General features: G+C 38.5%; 31 protein-coding genes. 29 read left to right on the forward strand and 2 right to left on the reverse strand.

Annotation, left to right across the window (positions count from 1 at the left end; all coding sequences use genetic code 11):
• The first annotated feature begins 19 nt into the window (after window positions 1-19).
• The 27 genes from rplX (at window position 20) to B5P40_RS25545 (ending at window position 16145) form a co-directional block, all read left to right on the forward strand.
• Entirely contained in the window at window positions 20-331 is a 312-nt protein-coding gene (gene rplX, locus B5P40_RS25415; RefSeq protein ID WP_000558201.1) for a 50S ribosomal protein L24, read from the forward strand.
• A 26-nt stretch (window positions 332-357) separates the two neighbouring features.
• Window positions 358-897, forward strand: coding sequence for a 50S ribosomal protein L5 (gene rplE / locus B5P40_RS25420; protein ID WP_002091528.1), 540 nt, complete (start codon window positions 358-360; stop codon window positions 895-897).
• A gap of 33 nt (window positions 898-930) precedes the next feature.
• Window positions 931-1116, forward strand: coding sequence for a 30S ribosomal protein S14 (gene rpsN, locus B5P40_RS25425; RefSeq protein WP_001085700.1), 186 nt, complete (start codon window positions 931-933; stop codon window positions 1114-1116).
• A 29-nt stretch (window positions 1117-1145) separates the two neighbouring features.
• Window positions 1146-1544 (forward strand): 30S ribosomal protein S8, encoded by a 399-nt coding sequence (gene rpsH / locus B5P40_RS25430; RefSeq protein WP_002009764.1) that lies wholly within the window; start codon window positions 1146-1148, stop codon window positions 1542-1544.
• A 32-nt stretch (window positions 1545-1576) separates the two neighbouring features.
• Entirely contained in the window at window positions 1577-2116 is a 540-nt protein-coding gene (rplF, locus tag B5P40_RS25435; protein ID WP_002009762.1) for a 50S ribosomal protein L6, read from the forward strand.
• A gap of 31 nt (window positions 2117-2147) precedes the next feature.
• A complete protein-coding gene (gene rplR / locus B5P40_RS25440; RefSeq protein WP_002009761.1) occupies window positions 2148-2510 on the forward strand; it encodes a 50S ribosomal protein L18 in 363 nt (120 codons plus the stop codon).
• A gap of 21 nt (window positions 2511-2531) precedes the next feature.
• Window positions 2532-3032, forward strand: a complete 501-nt coding sequence (gene rpsE / locus B5P40_RS25445) for a 30S ribosomal protein S5 (RefSeq protein ID WP_002009759.1) — start codon at window positions 2532-2534, stop codon at window positions 3030-3032.
• A gap of 13 nt (window positions 3033-3045) precedes the next feature.
• Window positions 3046-3228, forward strand: coding sequence for a 50S ribosomal protein L30 (gene rpmD / locus B5P40_RS25450; RefSeq protein ID WP_002009757.1), 183 nt, complete (start codon window positions 3046-3048; stop codon window positions 3226-3228).
• Window positions 3229-3261: 33 nt separating this feature from the next.
• On the forward strand, window positions 3262-3702 hold the full coding sequence (rplO, locus tag B5P40_RS25455; protein ID WP_002009754.1) for a 50S ribosomal protein L15: 441 nt from the start codon (window positions 3262-3264) through the stop codon (window positions 3700-3702).
• Window positions 3702-5003: a preprotein translocase subunit SecY gene (gene secY, locus B5P40_RS25460; RefSeq protein WP_002124688.1), complete on the forward strand. Its 1302-nt coding sequence runs from the start codon at window positions 3702-3704 to the stop codon at window positions 5001-5003. Before rplO ends, secY begins: the two co-directional genes overlap by 1 nt.
• Before the next feature lie 54 nt (window positions 5004-5057).
• Window positions 5058-5708 carry an adenylate kinase gene (locus B5P40_RS25465; protein ID WP_002009751.1) on the forward strand — a complete coding sequence of 217 codons (651 nt, stop codon included), beginning with the start codon at window positions 5058-5060 and terminating at the stop codon, window positions 5706-5708.
• On the forward strand, window positions 5708-6454 hold the full coding sequence (gene map / locus B5P40_RS25470; protein WP_000582542.1) for a type I methionyl aminopeptidase: 747 nt from the start codon (window positions 5708-5710) through the stop codon (window positions 6452-6454). The genes B5P40_RS25465 and map overlap by 1 nt, the downstream gene beginning before the upstream one ends.
• 68 nt (window positions 6455-6522) lie before the next feature.
• Window positions 6523-6741 carry a translation initiation factor IF-1 gene (gene infA / locus B5P40_RS25475; RefSeq protein WP_001029884.1) on the forward strand — a complete coding sequence of 73 codons (219 nt, stop codon included), beginning with the start codon at window positions 6523-6525 and terminating at the stop codon, window positions 6739-6741.
• Window positions 6742-6776: 35 nt separating this feature from the next.
• Entirely contained in the window at window positions 6777-6890 is a 114-nt protein-coding gene (rpmJ, locus tag B5P40_RS25480) for a 50S ribosomal protein L36 (RefSeq protein WP_000868344.1), read from the forward strand.
• Between the two features lie 21 nt (window positions 6891-6911).
• Entirely contained in the window at window positions 6912-7277 is a 366-nt protein-coding gene (rpsM, locus tag B5P40_RS25485) for a 30S ribosomal protein S13 (RefSeq protein WP_002009746.1), read from the forward strand.
• Window positions 7278-7301: 24 nt separating this feature from the next.
• Entirely contained in the window at window positions 7302-7691 is a 390-nt protein-coding gene (gene rpsK / locus B5P40_RS25490) for a 30S ribosomal protein S11 (protein WP_002009745.1), read from the forward strand.
• Between the two features lie 180 nt (window positions 7692-7871).
• The gene (locus tag B5P40_RS25495) at window positions 7872-8816 is read left to right on the forward strand and encodes a DNA-directed RNA polymerase subunit alpha (protein WP_002029340.1); all 945 of its coding nucleotides are present in this window, start codon (window positions 7872-7874) and stop codon (window positions 8814-8816) included.
• A gap of 35 nt (window positions 8817-8851) precedes the next feature.
• A complete protein-coding gene (rplQ, locus tag B5P40_RS25500; protein WP_000331490.1) occupies window positions 8852-9214 on the forward strand; it encodes a 50S ribosomal protein L17 in 363 nt (120 codons plus the stop codon).
• A gap of 104 nt (window positions 9215-9318) precedes the next feature.
• The gene (locus tag B5P40_RS25505) at window positions 9319-10161 is read left to right on the forward strand and encodes an energy-coupling factor ABC transporter ATP-binding protein (protein ID WP_113710118.1); all 843 of its coding nucleotides are present in this window, start codon (window positions 9319-9321) and stop codon (window positions 10159-10161) included.
• On the forward strand, window positions 10137-11018 hold the full coding sequence (locus B5P40_RS25510) for an energy-coupling factor ABC transporter ATP-binding protein (protein ID WP_002124690.1): 882 nt from the start codon (window positions 10137-10139) through the stop codon (window positions 11016-11018). Before B5P40_RS25505 ends, B5P40_RS25510 begins: the two co-directional genes overlap by 25 nt.
• Entirely contained in the window at window positions 11006-11800 is a 795-nt protein-coding gene (locus B5P40_RS25515; protein WP_002124692.1) for an energy-coupling factor transporter transmembrane component T family protein, read from the forward strand. Before B5P40_RS25510 ends, B5P40_RS25515 begins: the two co-directional genes overlap by 13 nt.
• 14 nt (window positions 11801-11814) lie before the next feature.
• Window positions 11815-12558, forward strand: coding sequence for a tRNA pseudouridine(38-40) synthase TruA (gene truA / locus B5P40_RS25520; protein WP_113710120.1), 744 nt, complete (start codon window positions 11815-11817; stop codon window positions 12556-12558).
• 152 nt (window positions 12559-12710) lie between these two features.
• Window positions 12711-13148, forward strand: coding sequence for a 50S ribosomal protein L13 (gene rplM / locus B5P40_RS25525; protein WP_002029337.1), 438 nt, complete (start codon window positions 12711-12713; stop codon window positions 13146-13148).
• 21 nt (window positions 13149-13169) lie between these two features.
• Complete coding sequence (gene rpsI / locus B5P40_RS25530) at window positions 13170-13562, forward strand: 30S ribosomal protein S9 (RefSeq protein ID WP_002009728.1); 393 nt, start codon at window positions 13170-13172, stop codon at window positions 13560-13562.
• A 162-nt stretch (window positions 13563-13724) separates the two neighbouring features.
• The gene (locus tag B5P40_RS25535) at window positions 13725-14153 is read left to right on the forward strand and encodes a DUF2521 family protein (protein ID WP_002029335.1); all 429 of its coding nucleotides are present in this window, start codon (window positions 13725-13727) and stop codon (window positions 14151-14153) included.
• Between the two features lie 66 nt (window positions 14154-14219).
• Window positions 14220-14933 (forward strand): N-acetylmuramoyl-L-alanine amidase CwlD, encoded by a 714-nt coding sequence (gene cwlD, locus B5P40_RS25540; protein ID WP_002009721.1) that lies wholly within the window; start codon window positions 14220-14222, stop codon window positions 14931-14933.
• Window positions 14934-15077: 144 nt separating this feature from the next.
• Window positions 15078-16145, forward strand: coding sequence for an Mrp/NBP35 family ATP-binding protein (locus tag B5P40_RS25545; RefSeq protein WP_078176851.1), 1068 nt, complete (start codon window positions 15078-15080; stop codon window positions 16143-16145).
• Between the two features lie 53 nt (window positions 16146-16198).
• On the opposite strand, the gene gerD is transcribed toward B5P40_RS25545, so the two are convergent.
• Window positions 16199-16813, reverse strand: coding sequence for a spore germination lipoprotein GerD (gerD, locus tag B5P40_RS25550; protein WP_113710119.1), 615 nt, complete (start codon window positions 16811-16813; stop codon window positions 16199-16201).
• Between the two features lie 139 nt (window positions 16814-16952).
• Here gerD and kbaA point away from each other — a divergent pair, with 139 nt between their 5' ends.
• Window positions 16953-17564: a KinB signaling pathway activation protein KbaA gene (kbaA, locus tag B5P40_RS25555; RefSeq protein ID WP_002124701.1), complete on the forward strand. Its 612-nt coding sequence runs from the start codon at window positions 16953-16955 to the stop codon at window positions 17562-17564.
• 124 nt (window positions 17565-17688) lie between these two features.
• Here the strand turns inward: kbaA and pdaB are convergent, their stop codons facing one another.
• A complete protein-coding gene (gene pdaB, locus B5P40_RS25560) occupies window positions 17689-18453 on the reverse strand; it encodes a polysaccharide deacetylase family sporulation protein PdaB (protein ID WP_002091556.1) in 765 nt (254 codons plus the stop codon).
• Between the two features lie 193 nt (window positions 18454-18646).
• Between pdaB and B5P40_RS25565 the strand changes: the two genes are divergently transcribed.
• Window positions 18647-18865: a hypothetical protein gene (locus B5P40_RS25565; protein WP_002139933.1), complete on the forward strand. Its 219-nt coding sequence runs from the start codon at window positions 18647-18649 to the stop codon at window positions 18863-18865.
• Window positions 18866-19064 lie beyond the last annotated feature (199 nt).

Genomic DNA, 19064 nt, shown 5'->3' on the forward strand with positions numbered 1-19064 from the left:
AAGGAGGTGCAGAATTAAGATGCATGTAAAAAAAGGTGATAAAGTTCAGGTAATCACTGGTAAAGACAAAGGAAAACAAGGCGTTATCCTTGTGGCTTTCCCAAAGCAAAACCGTGTTATCGTTGAGGGTGTTAACATCGTTAAAAAACACTCTAAGCCATCTCAATTAAATCCACAAGGTGGAATTATTACGAAAGAAGCACCTATTCACGTTTCTAATGTTATGGTATTAGATCCGAAAACAGGCGAACCTACTCGCGTAGGCTTCAAAGTAGAAGATGGTAAAAAAGTTCGTATTGCAAAAAAATCTGGTGAATTATTAGATAAATAATTTTCTTAAGAAAGGAGGTCACTTCATTGAATCGCCTTAAAGAGAAGTTCCAAAAGGAAATTACTCCTGCTCTAATGAGCAAGTTTAACTATAAATCTGTGATGGAAGTACCGAAAATCGAAAAGATCGTAATCAACACTGGTGTTGGTGACGCGGTATCTAACTCAAAAGCTTTAGACAATGCAGTAGAAGAATTAACGCAAATCGCAGGTCAAAAACCTGTTGTAACTCGCGCTAAAAAATCAATCGCTGGTTTCCGTCTTCGTGAAGGTATGCCAATCGGTGCGAAAGTAACTTTACGCGGACAACAAATGTATGAGTTCTTCGACAAATTAGTATCAGTTTCTTTACCACGTGTACGTGATTTCCGTGGTGTTTCTAAGAAATCATTCGATGGTCGTGGGAACTACACATTAGGTGTTAAAGAGCAACTAATTTTCCCTGAGATTGATTATGATAAAGTAAGTAAAGTCCGCGGTATGGACATCGTAATCGTTACTACAGCGAAAACTGATGAAGAAGCTCGTGAACTTTTAACACAATTCGGTATGCCATTCCAAAAATAATGGAAGCCAACGCTAAGTAGAGGAGGCGAAAACGTGGCTAAAAAATCTATGATCGCGAAACAAAAGCGTACTCCTAAGTTTAAAGTACAAGAGTATACACGTTGCGAACGCTGCGGTCGTCCGCATTCTGTATACCGCAAATTTAAGCTTTGCCGTATTTGTTTCCGTGAACTTGCATATAAAGGTCAAATTCCTGGTGTTAAAAAAGCTAGTTGGTAAAACCCACAAATGGGAAGGAGGTAAAACACATGGTGATGACAGATCCAATTGCAGACATGCTTACTCGCATCCGTAATGCGAACATGGTACGTCATGAGAAATTAGAGGTTCCTGCTTCTAAAATCAAAAAAGAGATCGCTGAACTTTTAAAACGTGAAGGTTTCATTCGTGATGTAGAATACATTGGGGATAACAAACAAGGTATCCTTCGTATTTTCCTGAAATATGGTGCAAACAATGAACGTGTAATCACTGGATTAAAACGTATCAGTAAACCTGGCTTACGCGTTTACGCAAAAGCTGATGAAGTACCACGTGTACTTAACGGATTAGGTATCGCTCTTGTTTCTACATCTAAGGGAGTAATGACAGACAAAGACGCTCGTCAATTACAAACTGGTGGAGAAGTAGTAGCATACGTTTGGTAATATATATTTAAAACGAACGGAGGTGTGACCACATGTCTCGTATTGGTAAAAAGATTCTTGAAATCCCTGCAGGTGTTACTATTACAGTTGCAGAAGACAATACTGTAACAGTAAAAGGCCCTAAAGGTGAATTAACTCGTACTTTCAAAACTGATATGTCTATCAAAATTGAAGAAAATACACTAACAGTTGAGCGTCCATCTGAACAGAAGGAACACCGTGCATTACACGGTACAACTCGTGCTTTAATCGGAAACATGGTTGAAGGTGTAACTACAGGTTTCGTACGCGGACTTGAATTAGTCGGTGTTGGTTACCGTGCTCAAAAACAAGGAGATAAACTTGTTTTAAGCGTAGGTTATTCTCATCCAGTAGAAATGACTCCAGAAGCAGGACTTGAAGTTGAAGTACCTGTACCAACTAAAATCGTAATTAAAGGTATCGACAAGCAACGTGTTGGCGAATTTGCTGCTAACATCCGCGCTGTACGTGCTCCTGAACCATATAAAGGTAAAGGTATTCGTTACGAAGGCGAAGTTGTTCGTCGTAAAGAAGGTAAAACTGCTAAGTAAACCCGTTAGGTGAAAGAAAGGAGTGACAAGAATGATCACTAAAGCTGCTAAAAATGCGACTCGTAAGAAAAGACATGCACGTGTACGTGCTAAACTTACTGGTACTGCAGAACGTCCACGTTTAAACGTGTACCGTTCTAACCAACATATTTACGCTCAAGTTATTGATGATGTAAATGGTGTAACATTAGTAAGTGCATCTACTCTTGATAAAGACCTTGCTCTTAACGGTACTAGCAATACTGAAGCTGCTACGAAAGTTGGAGAATCAGTTGCTAAGCGTGCTGTAGAGAAAGGCGTTAAAGAAGTAGTATTTGATCGCGGTGGTTACTTATACCATGGCCGTGTTAAAGCTCTAGCTGAAGCTGCTCGTGAGGCTGGATTACAATTTTAATGGTCAAAGGAGGGAAAATTGATGCAACGCATTGACCCAAGTAAATTAGAACTTGAAGAACGTGTAGTTACGATAAATCGTGTCGCGAAAGTTGTTAAGGGTGGTCGTCGTTTCCGCTTTGCTGCACTAGTTGTAGTTGGCGATAAAAACGGTCATGTTGGATTCGGTACTGGTAAAGCACAAGAGGTACCAGACGCAATCCGTAAAGCTATCGAAGACGCTAAGAAAAACCTAATCGCTGTACCATTAGTTGGTACAACAATTCCTCACACAATCAACGGTCATTTTGGAGCTGGTGAAGTATTCTTAAAACCTGCTGCTGAGGGTACTGGTGTTATTGCTGGTGGACCTGTTCGTGCGGTACTAGAATTAGCTGGTGTACAAGATATTCTTTCGAAATCTCTTGGTTCTAACACACCAATCAACATGATTCGCGCTACTGTGAACGGATTAAGCGAACTTAAGCGCGCTGAAGATGTTGCAAAATTACGCGGTAAATCTGTAGAAGAGCTACTAGGTTAAGGAGGGAAAACAAATGGCGAAAAAGTTAGAAATTACCCTCACTCGTAGTGTAATTGGTCGTCCGCAAGATCAACGTGCGACGGTAGAAGCTTTAGGTCTTAAAAAGTTGAATTCAACTGTAGTTAAGGAAGAAACTCCTGCTATTCTTGGTATGATCAACAAAGTTTCTCACCTTATCTCTGTAAAAGAAGCTTAAGGATAACTCATTAATATAAGGAGGTGCCTGGGAATGAAACTTCATGAATTAAAACCTGCAGAAGGTTCTCGTAAAGTACGTAACCGTGTCGGTCGTGGTATCGGTTCTGGTAACGGTAAAACTGCTGGTAGAGGTCATAAAGGACAAAACGCACGTTCTGGCGGCGGTGTTCGTCTTGGCTTCGAAGGTGGTCAAACTCCACTATTCCGTCGTTTACCAAAACGCGGCTTCACAAACATTAACCGTAAAGAGTTTACTATTGTAAACTTATCAACGTTAAATCGTTTTGAAGATGGTACAGAAGTAACACCTGAATTATTGCTGGAAACTGGCGTTATCAGCAAATTAAACGACGGTGTTAAAATTCTTGCAAGCGGAGCAGTAGAGAAAAAATTAACTGTTAAAGCGCACAAGTTCTCTTCAAGTGCTAAAGAAGCAATTGAAGCAGCTGGCGGATCAGTTGAGGTGATCTAATGTTTCGTACAATCTCCAACTTTATGCGCGTTGCTGAGATAAGACGTAAAATATTATTCACTTTAGCGATGTTAGTCGTATTCAGGATTGGCACGTTTATCCCAGTGCCATTTACAAATGGAGACGTACTGAAAGCACAAGATCAATTAAATGCCTTAGGTATCCTAAATACATTTGGCGGTGGCGCCTTGAAAAACTTCTCCATCTTCGCGATGGGAATCATGCCGTATATTACAGCATCCATCATCGTGCAATTATTGCAGATGGATGTTGTTCCTAAATTTTCGGAATGGTCGAAGCAAGGCGAAATGGGCCGTCGTAAACTAACGCAATTCACGCGTTACTTTACAATTGTTCTTGCGTTTATTCAGGGGTTTGGTATGTCAATCGGTTTTAACGGTATGGTAGGTGGGCAATTAATTTTGAATCCAGGTTGGAGCACTTATTTATACATTGCTACGGTACTGACTGCTGGTACTGCATTTTTAATGTGGTTAGGTGAACAGATTACAGCTAAAGGTGTAGGTAATGGTATTTCCATTCTTATCTTTGGCGGTATTGCCGCAGCGATCCCAAGTGTTATATCTCAAGTGTATCAACAACAGTTTCAAAATATCGGAGATCAATTGTTCATGAGTATCGTTAAAGTTGCATTGATTTTACTAGCTGTGCTAGCGGTTATTGTTGGTGTTATTTTCATTCAACAGGCTGTTAGAAAGATCCCAATTCAATACGCGAAGCGTGTAACAGGAGGGAATGGGAATCATGCTGGAGCACAAAACACTCATTTACCACTTAAGGTAAATAGTGCGGGTGTTATTCCAGTCATTTTTGCTGTTTCATTCTTAATTACGCCTCCAACTATTGCACAGTTCTTCCCGAAACATGATGTGTCGCAGTGGATTATTGCAAACTTTAACTATTCTCACCCAGTGGGAATGATCATATATGTTGCGCTCATTGTAGCCTTCACATATTTCTATGCATTTGTTCAGGTTAATCCAGAGCAAATGTCAGAGAATCTAAACAAGCAAGGTGGATATGTTCCGGGTATTCGTCCGGGTAAGAATACAGAACAATATCTAACAAAAATCTTGTATCGTTTGACCTTTGTGGGATCAATTTTCCTAGCAGCGATTGCAATCTTACCAGTTATCTTTACGAAATTGGGAAATCTTCCTCCATCTGCACAGATTGGTGGAACGAGTATGTTAATCGTTGTCGGCGTTGCTTTAGAAACAATGAAGCAGCTAGAAAGCCAATTGGTAAAACGCCATTACAAAGGGTTTATCAAGCAGTGAGTAAGTGGGAAGAACTGTCTTCCCTACATGCTCATGTACTGAGGGGGAACAAGGATGAACTTGATTTTAATGGGGCTTCCTGGTGCTGGTAAAGGTACACAAGCCGAACAGATTATTGCCAAGTATAACATCCCTCACATCTCAACAGGAGATATGTTCCGTGCAGCTATGAAGGCTGAAACTGAACTTGGTTTACAAGCAAAATCTTTTATTGATAAAGGTGCGCTTGTTCCAGATGAAGTTACAATTGGAATTGTTCGTGAACGTTTAAGCCAAGAAGACTGTATTAAAGGCTTCTTATTAGATGGTTTCCCACGAACTGTTGCACAAGCATCAGCTCTTGAAGAGATTATGAAAGATCTTGGCAAAAAAATCGACTATGTTTTAAACATTAATGTGGATTCAGGGTTGTTATTAAAACGCCTTACAGGCCGTCGCATTTGTAAAGAATGCGGTGCGACTTACCACTTAGAATTCAATCCGCCAGCAAAAGCTGATGTGTGCGATAAATGTGGTGGCGAATTATATCAACGCTCTGATGACAATGAAGAAACTGTAGCAAATCGTTTAGATGTAAATATTAAGCAAACAAAACCTTTGCTTGATTTCTACGAGGAGCTTGGCTACTTACAAAGCATTAATGGTGAGCAAGATATCAATAAAGTATTTGCTGATATCGATGTTCTCATCGGAGACTTAGCGTAATGATCATCTGCAAAACTCCTCGCGAGATAGAAATCATGCGAGAAGCTGGCAGGATCGTTGCTTTAACTCATCAAGAGTTGAAACAACATATTACTCCAGGAATTACAACGAAAGAGCTCGATCAAATAGCGGAAAAGACGATTCGAAAATATGGTGCTACGCCATCTTTTAAAGGATACAACGGATTTCCGGGGAGCATTTGTGCTTCTGTAAATGAAGAGCTTGTACACGGGATTCCAGGGAAGCGTAAGCTCGAAGAGGGCGATATCATCAGTATCGATATTGGTGCGAAATACAATGGGTACCATGGTGATTCTGCATGGACGTATCCAGTTGGAAACATTTCTGAATCTGTTCAAAAGCTACTTGATGTCACAGAAAAATCGTTGTATCTTGGTCTAGAACAAGTAAAACCAGGCGAAAGATTATCAAATATCTCGCATGCGGTTCAAACACATGCTGAAGAGAATGGGTTCTCGATCGTTAGGGAGTATGTTGGTCACGGAATCGGGCAAGACTTACATGAGGACCCTCAAATCCCGCACTATGGTCCACCAAATAGAGGCCCTAGATTAAAGCCGGGAATGGTCATCTGTGTTGAGCCGATGGTGAATCAAGGAAGACGATATGTAAAAACACTATCTGATGACTGGACAGTGGTAACGGTAGATGGTAAATGGTGTGCCCATTTTGAGCACACGATTGCTCTTACAGAAGCAGGATACGAAATCCTTACCACTTTATAAGTAGCTGGCTCTCCGGGATTTCAGAGCAGTGTAAAATGTTACTGATTTGAAGAAGGGAGAACTATTGAATGGCTAAAGATGATGTAATTGAAGTCGAAGGTACCGTTCTTGAAACGTTGCCAAATGCTATGTTCAAAGTAGAATTAGAGAATGGGCATGTCGTATTGGCTCACGTTTCTGGTAAAATCCGTATGAACTTCATTCGTATTTTACCAGGAGACAAAGTTACGGTAGAATTATCTCCGTACGATTTAAATCGTGGTCGTATTACGTACCGTTTTAAATAATATAGCACTCCGTAATCTTTAAGGAGGTTCGAGACATGAAAGTAAGACCGTCAGTTAAACCAATCTGCGAAAAATGTAAAGTTATTCGTAGACGTGGAAAAGTAATGGTTATTTGTGAAAACCCTAAACATAAACAAAAACAAGGTTAATCAGAAGGAGGTGCATTCAAAATGGCACGTATCGCAGGTGTAGATATTCCTCGTGACAAGCGCGTTGTTATTTCTTTAACTTACGTATTCGGCATTGGTCGCACAACTGCTGAAAAAATTCTTACAGAAGCTGGTATTTCTTCGGAAACACGAGTTCGTGATTTATCGGAAGATGAATTAGGACGTATCCGTGATATCATCGATCGTATTAAAGTTGAGGGAGACCTTCGTCGTGAAGTATCTCTTAACATTAAACGTCTAATGGAGATCGGTTCTTACCGTGGTCTTCGTCACCGTCGTGGTTTACCAGTTCGTGGTCAAAACTCTAAAAACAATGCTCGTACACGTAAAGGTCCACGTCGTACAGTAGCAAATAAAAAGAAATAATAAGTAAAGGAGGTTGAACTAACAATGGCACGTAAAACAAACACTCGTAAAAAACGTGTGAAAAAGAATATTGAAGCTGGTATAGCTCATATTCGTTCTACTTTCAACAACACAATCGTAACACTTACAGATACTCATGGTAACGCACTTTCTTGGTCTAGTGCTGGTGCACTTGGTTTCCGTGGATCTCGTAAATCTACTCCATTCGCTGCGCAAATGGCTGCTGAAGCTGCTTCTAAAGTTGCAATGGAGCATGGTTTAAAAACTTTAGAGGTTACTGTTAAAGGTCCTGGTGCTGGTCGTGAAGCTGCAATTCGTGCTCTTCAAGCGGCAGGTCTAGAAGTAACAGCAATTAGAGATGTTACTCCAGTTCCTCATAATGGATGTCGTCCACCAAAACGTCGTCGTGTGTAATTTTTCTGTATAGAATTTTCCCTTTTGTCTATAATGGATATGATGCATTATCGAGAAATTTCGTACAGAAACATCGCTTGTTGTGCACAATCGGGAACTGCCTAAGGGGGACTTTCGGTTAAACAGAGGTTCTTCCTTTGTTTAACCGGGGTTTCGACGTTTTGAAGGAGGGTTTAGTTAATGATTGAAATCGAAAAACCGAAAATCGAAACGGTTGAACTTAACGAAGATGCTAAGTATGGCAAATTCGTGATTGAACCGCTTGAGCGTGGATATGGTACTACTTTGGGTAACTCCTTACGTCGTATTCTTTTATCCTCACTCCCTGGTGCCGCTGTAACTGCTATCCAAATCGATGGCGTTTTACACGAATTTTCAACAGTTGAGGGCGTAGTAGAAGACGTTACGACGATGATCTTAAACTTGAAAAAGTTAGCTCTTAAAATCTACTCTGATGAAGAGAAGACGTTGGAAATCGATGTACAGGGCGAAGGTATTGTCACAGCTGCTGATATTACTCACGATAGTGATGTTGAAATCTTAAATCCAGATTTACACATTGCGACGTTAGCAAAAAATGCGCATTTCCGCATGCGTTTAACTGCAAAGCGTGGCCGTGGGTATACGCCAGCTGATGCAAATAAAAGCGAAGATCAACCAATAGGAGTAATTCCTATTGATTCTATTTATACTCCAGTATCACGTGTGACTTACCAAGTGGAAAAGACACGTGTCGGACAAGTGGCTAATTATGATAAGCTTACGCTTGATGTATGGACGGATGGAAGCATCGGGCCAAAAGAAGCTATCTCTTTAGGTGCCAAAATCTTAACTGAGCATTTAAATATCTTTGTTGGTTTAACTGACGAAGCACAAAATGCTGAGATTATGGTCGAGAAGGAAGAAGATCAAAAAGAAAAAGTTCTTGAGATGACTATCGAAGAACTAGATCTTTCTGTTCGTTCTTATAATTGCCTAAAACGTGCAGGAATTAATACTGTACAAGAGCTTGCGAACAAAACAGAAGAAGATATGATGAAAGTTCGTAACTTAGGACGTAAATCCTTAGAAGAAGTTAAACATAAACTTGAGGAATTAGGTTTAGGTTTACGTAAAGACGACTGAGGATTTAAACCCATCAACAAAGGAGGGAACTACGAATGGCATACAGAAAATTAGGCCGTACAAGTGCGCAACGTAAAGCTATGCTACGTGATTTAGCTACTGATTTAATTATCAACGAGCGCATCCAAACGACAGAAACTCGTGCAAAAGAACTTCGTTCTGTAGTGGAAAAAATGATCACTTTAGGTAAACGCGGAGATCTTCATGCTCGTCGTCAAGCAGCAGCTTTCATCCGTAATGAGGTTGCTAACGCTGAGACTGGTCAAGATGCACTTCAAAAATTATTCGCTGATGTAGCTCCACGCTATGCTGAGCGCCAAGGCGGATACACTCGTATTGCAAAAATTGGTCCACGTCGCGGAGACGCAGCACCAATGGTAATTATCGAGTTAGTATAATGATGATTAAAAGGGCAGGACAGTTCTTTTCAAGTAACTGGTCATGGCCCTTTTTTTTTAAGTATAAAAATAGGCTAACTTGACGAAAGAAAGGGTGCCTTGTATTGAAAAAAGAGAAACTTCGGACAGAAAATATATCATTTCAATATCCTGGGGCAGCCTCTTATGCATTAAAAGATGTTTCGTTTTCCTTATATGAAGGAGAATGGGTATCTGTTATTGGACAAAATGGTTCAGGGAAGTCTACACTTGCAAAATTATTGAATGGCTTATTTTTACCGGAATCAGGGAAAATTACTTTAAATGATACAATGATTTTATCAGAGGAAACAGTATGGGATGTTCGAAAGCAAATTGGCATGGTATTTCAAAATCCAGATAATCAATTTGTTGGAACGACAGTACAAGATGACGTTGTATTCGGCCTAGAGAACATCGGAATGCCAAGGGAGCAGATGATAGAAAGACTAGAACAAGCTCTGCAACTTGTCCGTATGGAAGATTTTTTAAATGAAGAACCCCATTCGTTATCTGGTGGACAAAAGCAGCGAGTCGCAATAGCAGGTGTTCTAGCACTTCAACCATCTATTTTAATACTAGATGAAGCAACTTCAATGTTAGACCCTCAGGGGAGACGTGAAGTAGTAGAAACGGTCAGACAACTTGTTGATCAAAAGGGTATTACGGTATTATCGATTACGCACGATTTAGAAGAAGCGGCACAGTCAGACCGTATTATTATTTTGAACAAGGGAGAAATATTAGAGGAAGGTACTCCAGAGCAAATTTTCAAATCCTCTCATATGCTCCAAGAGATTGGATTAGATGTACCTTTTTCGGTGAAAATAGCAGAATTATTAAAAAGAAATGAAATTCACTTGCAAAATACGCATCTTACAACGGAAAGCTTGGTGAACGAACTTTGGAGATTACATTCCAAAAAGTAGAACATCGTTATCAATATAAAACTCCATTTGAAAGACGCGCACTTTATGATGTAGACGTGTCGTTTCCAAGTGGGGGCTATTATGCCATTATCGGTCATACTGGTTCAGGTAAGTCGACGATGATTCAACATTTAAATGGTTTATTGCAGCCGACAAATGGTACGGTTCAAATTGGTGAACATTTAATTTCAGCAGGGAAGAAAGAGAAAAAGCTTAAGCCGCTACGAAAAAAAGTAGGGGTTGTCTTTCAGTTTCCAGAACATCAACTATTTGAAGAAACAGTTGAAAAGGACATTTGTTTTGGACCGACTAATTTTGGTGTATCTGAAGAAGAGGCAAAACAAAAGGCGAAAGATGCAATCCAGCTTGTTGGATTGGACATAGAGTTATTAGCACGTTCTCCGTTTGAATTAAGCGGTGGGCAAATGAGGCGTGTTGCAATAGCAGGCGTACTTGCGATGGAACCCGAAGTGCTTGTGTTAGATGAACCTACAGCAGGGCTTGATCCAAAAGGACAGCACGAGCTCATGGAGATGTTTTACAATTTGCATAAGGAACAGGGGCTTACAGTCATTCTTGTTACCCATAATATGGAGGATGCCGCTAAGTATGCAGATCAAATAGTGGTCATGCATAAAGGAACGGTCTTTTTGCAAGGAAGAGCAGAGGAAGTATTTTCATATGCTGATGAATTAGAACAAATCGGTGTGGATCTTCCAATGTCTTTAAAGTATAAACGTGCAATTGAAGAGAAGTTTGGTATTTCAATTTCGAAGGCTACCTTATCTTTAGAGGATCTTACTCATGAAGTTGTACAGGTGTTACGAAAAGGTGGTCATGAATCATGCAGCAGTTGATTATTGGGAGATATATTCCAGGTCAGTCACTCATTCATCAACTTGATCCTCGTACGAAGCTGTTGATTGTCTTTTTATATGTATTTGTTGTTTTCTTAGCAAATAATGCGATTTCATATGGATTTTTATTTTTATATGCACTCATTGCTTTATTTTTTGCAAAAGTGCCGATTCGTTATGTACTTTCGGGCTTAAAACCAATTCTGTGGATTTTTCTTTTTACATTTTTCCTGCATATTTTTACAAATAAAGAAGGGGAAGTACTATTCCAGCTTGGTTGGTTTTCGATACATGAAAAAGGATTAGAGCAAGGGATATACATTTCTATACGATTCTTCGTTATTATTTTAATGACGACATTATTAACGTTAACGACGACACCTATTGAAATTACAGATGGGTTGGAGACGTTATTAAAGCCGTTCAAGCGTATAAAAGTTCCTGTTCATGAAATCGCATTAATGATGTCAATTTCACTACGTTTTATCCCGACATTAATGGATGAAACGAGTAAAATTATGAAAGCACAAGCGTCACGTGGCATTGATTTCGCCGGGGGACCGATAAAAGATAGGATGAAAGCTATTATCTCACTACTCGTTCCATTATTTATCAGTGCTTTTAAGCGTGCAGAGGACTTAGCGATTGCGATGGAATCTCGTGGATATAAAAGTGGCGAAGGACGTACTAAATTTAGGCAACTACGCTGGAAAATAAGTGATACAGTAACAATTGTAAGCTTACTTTGTTTAGCTTGTATTTTGGCATGGGTGCGGTCGTAATGGAGAATAGAGAAATGGAAAGAATAAAATGTACAGTTGCATATGATGGCATTCATTTTTGTGGTTACCAAATTCAACCACAGCATCGGACTGTTCAACAAGAAATAGAGAAAGCATTGCAGAAGTTGCATAAAGGAGAACTTGTTCGTGTGCAGGCATCAGGCAGAACGGATTCTACCGTTCACGCCAAAGGACAAGTGATACACTTTGATACACCTTTGTCTCTTGAAGAGTGGCAATGGAGTAATGCTTTAAATACAATGTTGCCGGATGATATTATTATCAGGCGGGTAGAGAAGAAAACAGAAGAATTTCATGCACGTTACGGTGTCGAGAAAAAAGAATATCGCTATCGTGTATTATTATCAAAGACTGCGGATGTATTCCGTAGAAATTACGTATATCAATATCCATATCCGCTCGAAATAAACTCTATAAGAAAAGCGATTCCTTATTTTATTGGAACGCATGACTTTACTTCTTTTTGTTCGGCAAAAACTGACAAAAAAGATAAAGTACGAACAATTTATGAAATCGAATTAATTGAGCAAGACGATGAATTAATTTTTCGCTTTGTAGGTAATGGATTTTTATATAATATGGTCAGAATTATTGTTGGTACGTTACTTAGCGTAGGTCAAGGAAAGCTTGATCCGGATAGTATTCCAGAGATTTTAGCGAAACAAAATCGCCAGTTTGCTGGAAAGATGGCTCCAGGTCATGGACTTTACTTATGGCAGGTAAACTATAACAACTAATCCTGGTGTAACATTTGCTTGACATTAGAAACTCAAAAGTATATCATAACATATGGTATTGTTTCTAAAACCACGATTAGCCCCGGAAGGAAATCGTGTTTAAGATAAACAATAGATTTTTTCTATGGAAAAGATAACGAGGAGGGAAACACATGCGTACGACTTTTATGGCAAAAGCTAACGAAGTTGAGCGTAAATGGTATGTGGTTGATGCTGAAGGTCAAACTTTAGGTCGCCTATCTACTGAAGTAGCATCCATTTTACGTGGTAAACACAAACCAACATTTACACCACACGTTGACACGGGTGATCATGTAATTATTATTAACGCTGAGAAAATTCATTTAACAGGTAATAAATTAAACGATAAAATTTACTACCGTCACACTAACCACCCAGGTGGACTTAAGCAAAGAACAGCTCTAGAAATGCGTACAAACTACCCTGTACAAATGTTAGAGCTTGCAATTAAAGGCATGCTTCCAAAAGGACGTTTAGGACGTCAAGTGTCTAAGAAATTAAACGTGTATGCTGGAGCAGAGCATCCACACCAAGCACAACAACCAGAAGTTTACGAACTTCGCGGATAATTAATTAAAGGAGGGCTTACTTTGGCACAGGTTCAATACTATGGCACTGGACGTCGTAAGAGTTCAGTAGCGCGCGTACGCCTAGTTCCAGGCGAAGGACGCGTTATTATTAACGGTCGTGATTTTGAAAACTATATCCCATTTGCTGCATTACGTGAAGTAGTGAAACAACCTCTAGTTGCAACAGAAACTTTAGGTAACTACAATGTACTTGTAAACGTAAATGGTGGTGGATACACTGGTCAAGCTGGTGCTATTCGTCACGGTATTTCTCGCGCTTTATTAAAAGCTGATCCAGAATACCGTCTAACATTAAAACGTGCGGGTCTATTAACTCGTGACGCACGTATGAAAGAGCGTAAAAAATACGGTCTTAAAGGCGCACGTCGTGCACCTCAGTTCTCAAAACGTTAATTTTTGCGAACTACAAACCCCAACCATTTTGGTTGGGGTTTTTTTATGTTTAATTCTTCTTTTGTAATTTTTTTAGCTTGGAATATTTTAGTGCTACCGTCCTGCGTATGCTTCTTCTTTAGAAGTTTAGACTAATACGTATTAGGGAGGTTTATAAGTACTATGAATGTCATTGTCAGCTTACAAGAAAAACAAAAAGAAAAGCAGTTAAAATACGAGCGGAAGATGCTGCGAGAATTATCATTAAAAACATTGCGTTTAAATATTCGTGATGCCTTTCAGATGCAAGAACTTCATCGTCAGTATGAAGATTATTGCATTGAACTAGGGATAGAATCTTATTTATTAGGAGCGAGATACAGTAAATTTGGTTATCATGGCGAATCATTCTTTGATGTAAAATATAGGGCTTTAGAAGAAGAACAACAATTAACTGAAACGTTATTTCAATTTTTAACGAGTATGACTATACGTGAAATTAAGTTGCAAGACGAGGAATTGCTTTTTGAATCTTGCCAGCAGTTTATCGGCTTGTGGTGGCAGGAAGGCTATGAAAAAGGCGAAAGAAGATATCGATTAAAGCTACACTAAGACAAGCATAAACTTTCCTCTTGTCCCATATAAGTAATTAGAGGGACTAGCTGGAGGAGGAAAGGTATGAAGAGAATTCGAATTATCTCTTTTGCGCTCGCTGCGGTTGTTTTGTTTTTTTTAGTTAAACAAGAATTTCAAATTACAAAATCGTGGCGAGCTTGGAATTTACCCTTATCAGGGAAAGTGATTGTACTAGATGCTGGGCATGGTGGGCCAGACGGAGGGGCTGTTGGTGGAAAGGATATTGTAGAAAAAGATATTACACTTGAGATTACAAAAAAGGTACAAGATTATTTACAAGAACAAGGTGCTTTAGTTATTTTAACGCGTGAAGGAGATTATGATTTAGCTAATAAAGATACAAAGTCATATAGTAGACGTAAAGCAGAGGATTTAAAAAAGCGTGTTGAGATCATTAATAAGCCTGATGTAGACTTTTTTGCGAGTATTCATTTAAATGCCCTAACTAGTAGTGGATCTAAGGGCGCACAAACGTTCTACTATCGTTCTTCGATTGAAAATGAACGGGCTGCGAAATTTATACAAGCTGAATTGAGAACAAGCTTAGAAAATACGAATCGTTCTGCTAAAACAATTCCTCACGTGTATTTATTGAAGTATGCCAAAACACCAGGTGCTTTAATTGAGGCTGGCTTTTTATCGAATGTGAATGAAAGATATATGTTAAATTCGGAGAAATACCAACAAAAAGTAGCTGCTGCAATATATCGTGGTATATTACGTTATTTTACGGAAAAAGGAAATCCTCCAGAATAAGGAGGATTTTTTCGAGTTTCTCTCGTTAACGAAGTTTTCCGAAAATATGTTATACTGGAAATGTAAACGCATTTATTTCAAAAATAAAGAGAGATAAATTTAATTAACAATACGTTATTTTTCATACAGGGGGCTGGGCTAATTATGGTAACAAAAGAGCAGGTAGTGGAAGCATTGGAAGGGATTGTAGATCCGTTTATACATAAAACGTTAAAAGAAACAAATGCAATTAAAGAGGTGACAGTCAAGCCTGAGAAGGAACATGTAAGTGTTAAAATTGCAATTGTAAAGACGGGTACAGCGGAACAAATGCAGTTGCAGTCTGGAATTGTAAAGTTAGTAAAAGAACTTGGAGCAACAACAGTTGGACTTCGTTTTGCAGAATTTACAGAAGAGGAATTAGCTCAGTTTGCACCACCGAAAGAGGAAGAGAAAAGTGAATCCTTATTATCACCGAACTCAAATACAACATTTTTAGCAGTGGCAAGTGGAAAAGGTGGAGTAGGGAAATCAACTGTTTCTGTTAACCTTGCAATTGCTTTAGCTCGTTTAGGCAAAAAGGTTGGTATCATTGACGCGGATATTTACGGTTTTAGTGTACCGGATATGATGGGTATAGAAAAACGTCCAATCGTAAGAGGTGATAAGATAATACCAGTGGAGCGTCTAGGCGTGAAAGTAATCTCAATGGGATTCTTTGTAGAAGATAACGCACCTGTTATTTGGAGAGGACCGATGCTTGGGAAAATGTTAAATCACTTTTTCACAGAAGTAGAGTGGGGTGATTTAGATTACTTAGTATTGGACCTACCACCAGGTACAGGTGATGTTGCTTTAGATGTACATTCGATGTTGCCGGCTTGTAAAGAGATTATTGTAACAACGCCGCATCCAACAGCGGCATTTGTAGCAGCGCGCGCTGGAGCTATGGCTTTACGTACAGAACATAATATTCTTGGTGTTGTTGAAAATATGGCGTATTTTGAAAGTAAAGCAACTGGTGAAAAAGAGTATGTGTTTGGAAGAGGTGGAGGAGATAAATTGGCTACGGAACTCCAAACGGATATACTTGGCCGAATTCCACTTCAACAACCTGATTGGAATAAAGAGGACTTTGCGCCGTCAGTATATGAAGATACACATACAACGGGTCTCATTTATCGTACGATAGCTGAGACAGTTATTGATAAAACAGCTGTTACACAAAAGTAAAGTAGTAATGAGTGGACAATATATACATTGTCCACTCATTGCTATAATTTTTATTATTGTTCTTTGTTCCCATCTTGAGAACCGCCTTTACCACCTGCGCCTTTCTTATCAGACCCACCTTTTTCGGCTTTTTGTACACCTTTACTAATGATGTCAATCATCTTAGCTTGGAAGAGAGGACTTTCGGCAGTTTCAGTTAGTACTTGCTGTAAATATTGACGATATTCTTTACTCTTCATTGTTTGTAACATGATTTTCTCTACTTCAGGATTTTTCATAATCTCTATAACACCTGATTGGTATTCAGGATCTTTTAGTAAAGTTTTCATTAAGTTTGTTTGTTCTTTTCCCATACTTTTAGCAAATTTCGATGAGAACTCAGGGTCTTTAAAGAGCTTTTCCCAGAATTGTTGCCCTTTTTCAGATACCAGTGCATCTTCAATCGTTTTCTTTACTACTGTTTCATCTAGTATGAGTGCTTGTTTCATTTTTTCATCAGTTAATACATCTTGGATCGCTTTTTTTCCTTGATCGGTTTTTAAAATATCAACAATCATTTTTTTTGTTTGATCATAATCAAGTTCGGATTTTGCTTCTTTTTCTTGTGCACATGCCGCTAGTGCTATAAATAGAAAAGAAGAAATCAAAACGAGCAGCATCCGTTTCATAAGTTGGAGCTCCTTTCAGCAAAGTTCTCTTTTTTTAATATAAATCTCTTTAAGGAATTTATACATTAACATGGCTAGCTTTTTGAAATTTTCATTGTTACAATTTAATTAGAAATATAAGAATAATGGGGGATGTGTTGTGAATAGCCGCAAGTGGGTACGACTATTTTTTACGACGTTGTTTCTTGGTGGGATTAGCACAGTCTTTATTGGTTTTGTTTTAGAGTGGGACAAGTACGCTAAATTTTTTCAAAATTTCGACGGAAAAGAGATTTTAGCAATTTCCTTTTGGTTGATGGGCGTAGGATTTATTTTTAGTGTTATAAGTCAAATGGGGTTCTTTGCGTATTTAACGATCCATCGTTTTGGATTAGGGATGTTTCGGTCATCTTCTTTATGGAATACAGTGCAACTGTTCTTTATTGCGTTCGTATTATTTGATTTCGTTTATTTAAGGTCAGTACTTGTTGCAAATGGGGAAGTTTCATTAGGGAATAACATACTTGTTGCTGGGATGTTATTTGTGTTTGGGGCAATTGTCGCTTATATAAAGAGTAAAGAAACGAATAAAAAAGCATTTGTTCCCGCTCTGTTCTTTATGGTTGTTGTAACAATTCTTGAATGGGTACCAGCGCTCCGGATTAATGATACAGATTGGTTATATTTAATGGTGATACCACTTTTATTATGTAATTCATATCAGTTACTTGTATTACATCGTTTAATTGGACAAAAGAGTAAGTCAGCTTAATGAGGAGAGTGGATTTTTAATTATCCAGATTCTTATCGTCTGTAAATGCTAGGATAAAAAAGCTCTGCTATCTTAACAAAAGATAGCAGAGCTTTTTATGTGTGAAGAACCATGTAGAAAGGAACTACTTAATATCTTCACTTTTTGTACTTGTGTTGGAAATAAGTTGTGATACAGATGTTTGTTCGTATCCGTCGCTCTTTAATTTTTGTAAGAGTAATGGTAAAGCCTTATTTGTTTGAAGGGCGGAATCAGAAGCATGTAATAAGACGATGTCTCCACCCTTTAAATTGCTAGAGACTGTGGAAATGATTTTATTTACGCCGGGATTTTTCCAGTCATTTGAATTGTTACTCCAATGAACGATGGTGTATCCGAGTGATTCCGCTATTTTAAGAGTTGTTTTGTTAAAATCGCCACTAGGTGGACGTAATAGCTTGACTTGTTTTACGCCAAGTTTCGTAAAAACATCTTGTGCCCGCAAAAGATCTCGTCGTATTTCATTTGCTTCTAGTGAAGTGTAGGATGTGTAATTATAGCCCATACTACCAATCTCATGTCCATCTTTCATGATGCGTTCGACAATATCAGGGTGTCTTTCAGCCCATGCAGCAGAGAGAAAGAAGGTTGCATTCTTAATTTCTCTTTCTTTGAGTGTATTAAGGATTGGAATAGCTTTTTTGTCCCCCCAGCTAATGTCAAACGTGAATGCAACTTGTTTTTTTGCAGTGTCCCCTTTGTAAATCACTTTAGGGCCAGTAGCAGTTGAAAAAGCAGATTCATGTGAATATGTTTTTAAAAAGAGTAGCCATGCTGTAAATAAGGAAAGTACGATTATTAAGCTAATGTGTTTAAATGTTCTTTTACTCGTAATAAAAAAGAAAAACATAATATTACGCCCCTTTGTCCAATCCTTTTCAGTTACATATATGCTTTAAATTTAAAAAAGAGAACAAGGGATTAATATCGTAAGTGGTGGATATAATGAGTGATAGAATTTTGTTTTTTGATGATACATTATTGATAATTGAAAATGAGTGGGGCGTTTATCGGTACACGTAAGGAGTTATTGGGGTGATAATTTGCTTGGGATTATGTTGACGAAGGAAGAGAAAAAAGAAATGGAATACATACTGAAGAGAGAGTTAGAGGAACTTTTATTTGATTTTGAAGATGAGCGTATACATAGCGTTGTAAAAAAGGCGATGGAAGAAAGGTATAAAATCATTTTTTGTTTATTTCGGAGAGTTGCTAATAGAGAAGAATGTATTCGTTATGTAAGAAAAAGAATTTTTTATTAAAAAGTATTGACGTTAAGAATAAGTATATGATACATTAATAAACGTCGCTGATGCAGAAACGCAGAAAACGGCAAAAAAAGAAATTGAAAAACTTAGTTGACATCGAAAAATGAAGATGTTAACATAAGGAAGTCGCAAATGAGCGACCAAGTAGTTCTTTGAAAACTGAACGAAACAAACAACGTGAACGTCAATTTTT

The organism is Bacillus sp. SRB_8 (assembly GCF_003264205.1).
Taxonomy (GTDB): Bacteria; Bacillota; Bacilli; order Bacillales; family Bacillaceae_G; genus Bacillus_A; species Bacillus_A mycoides.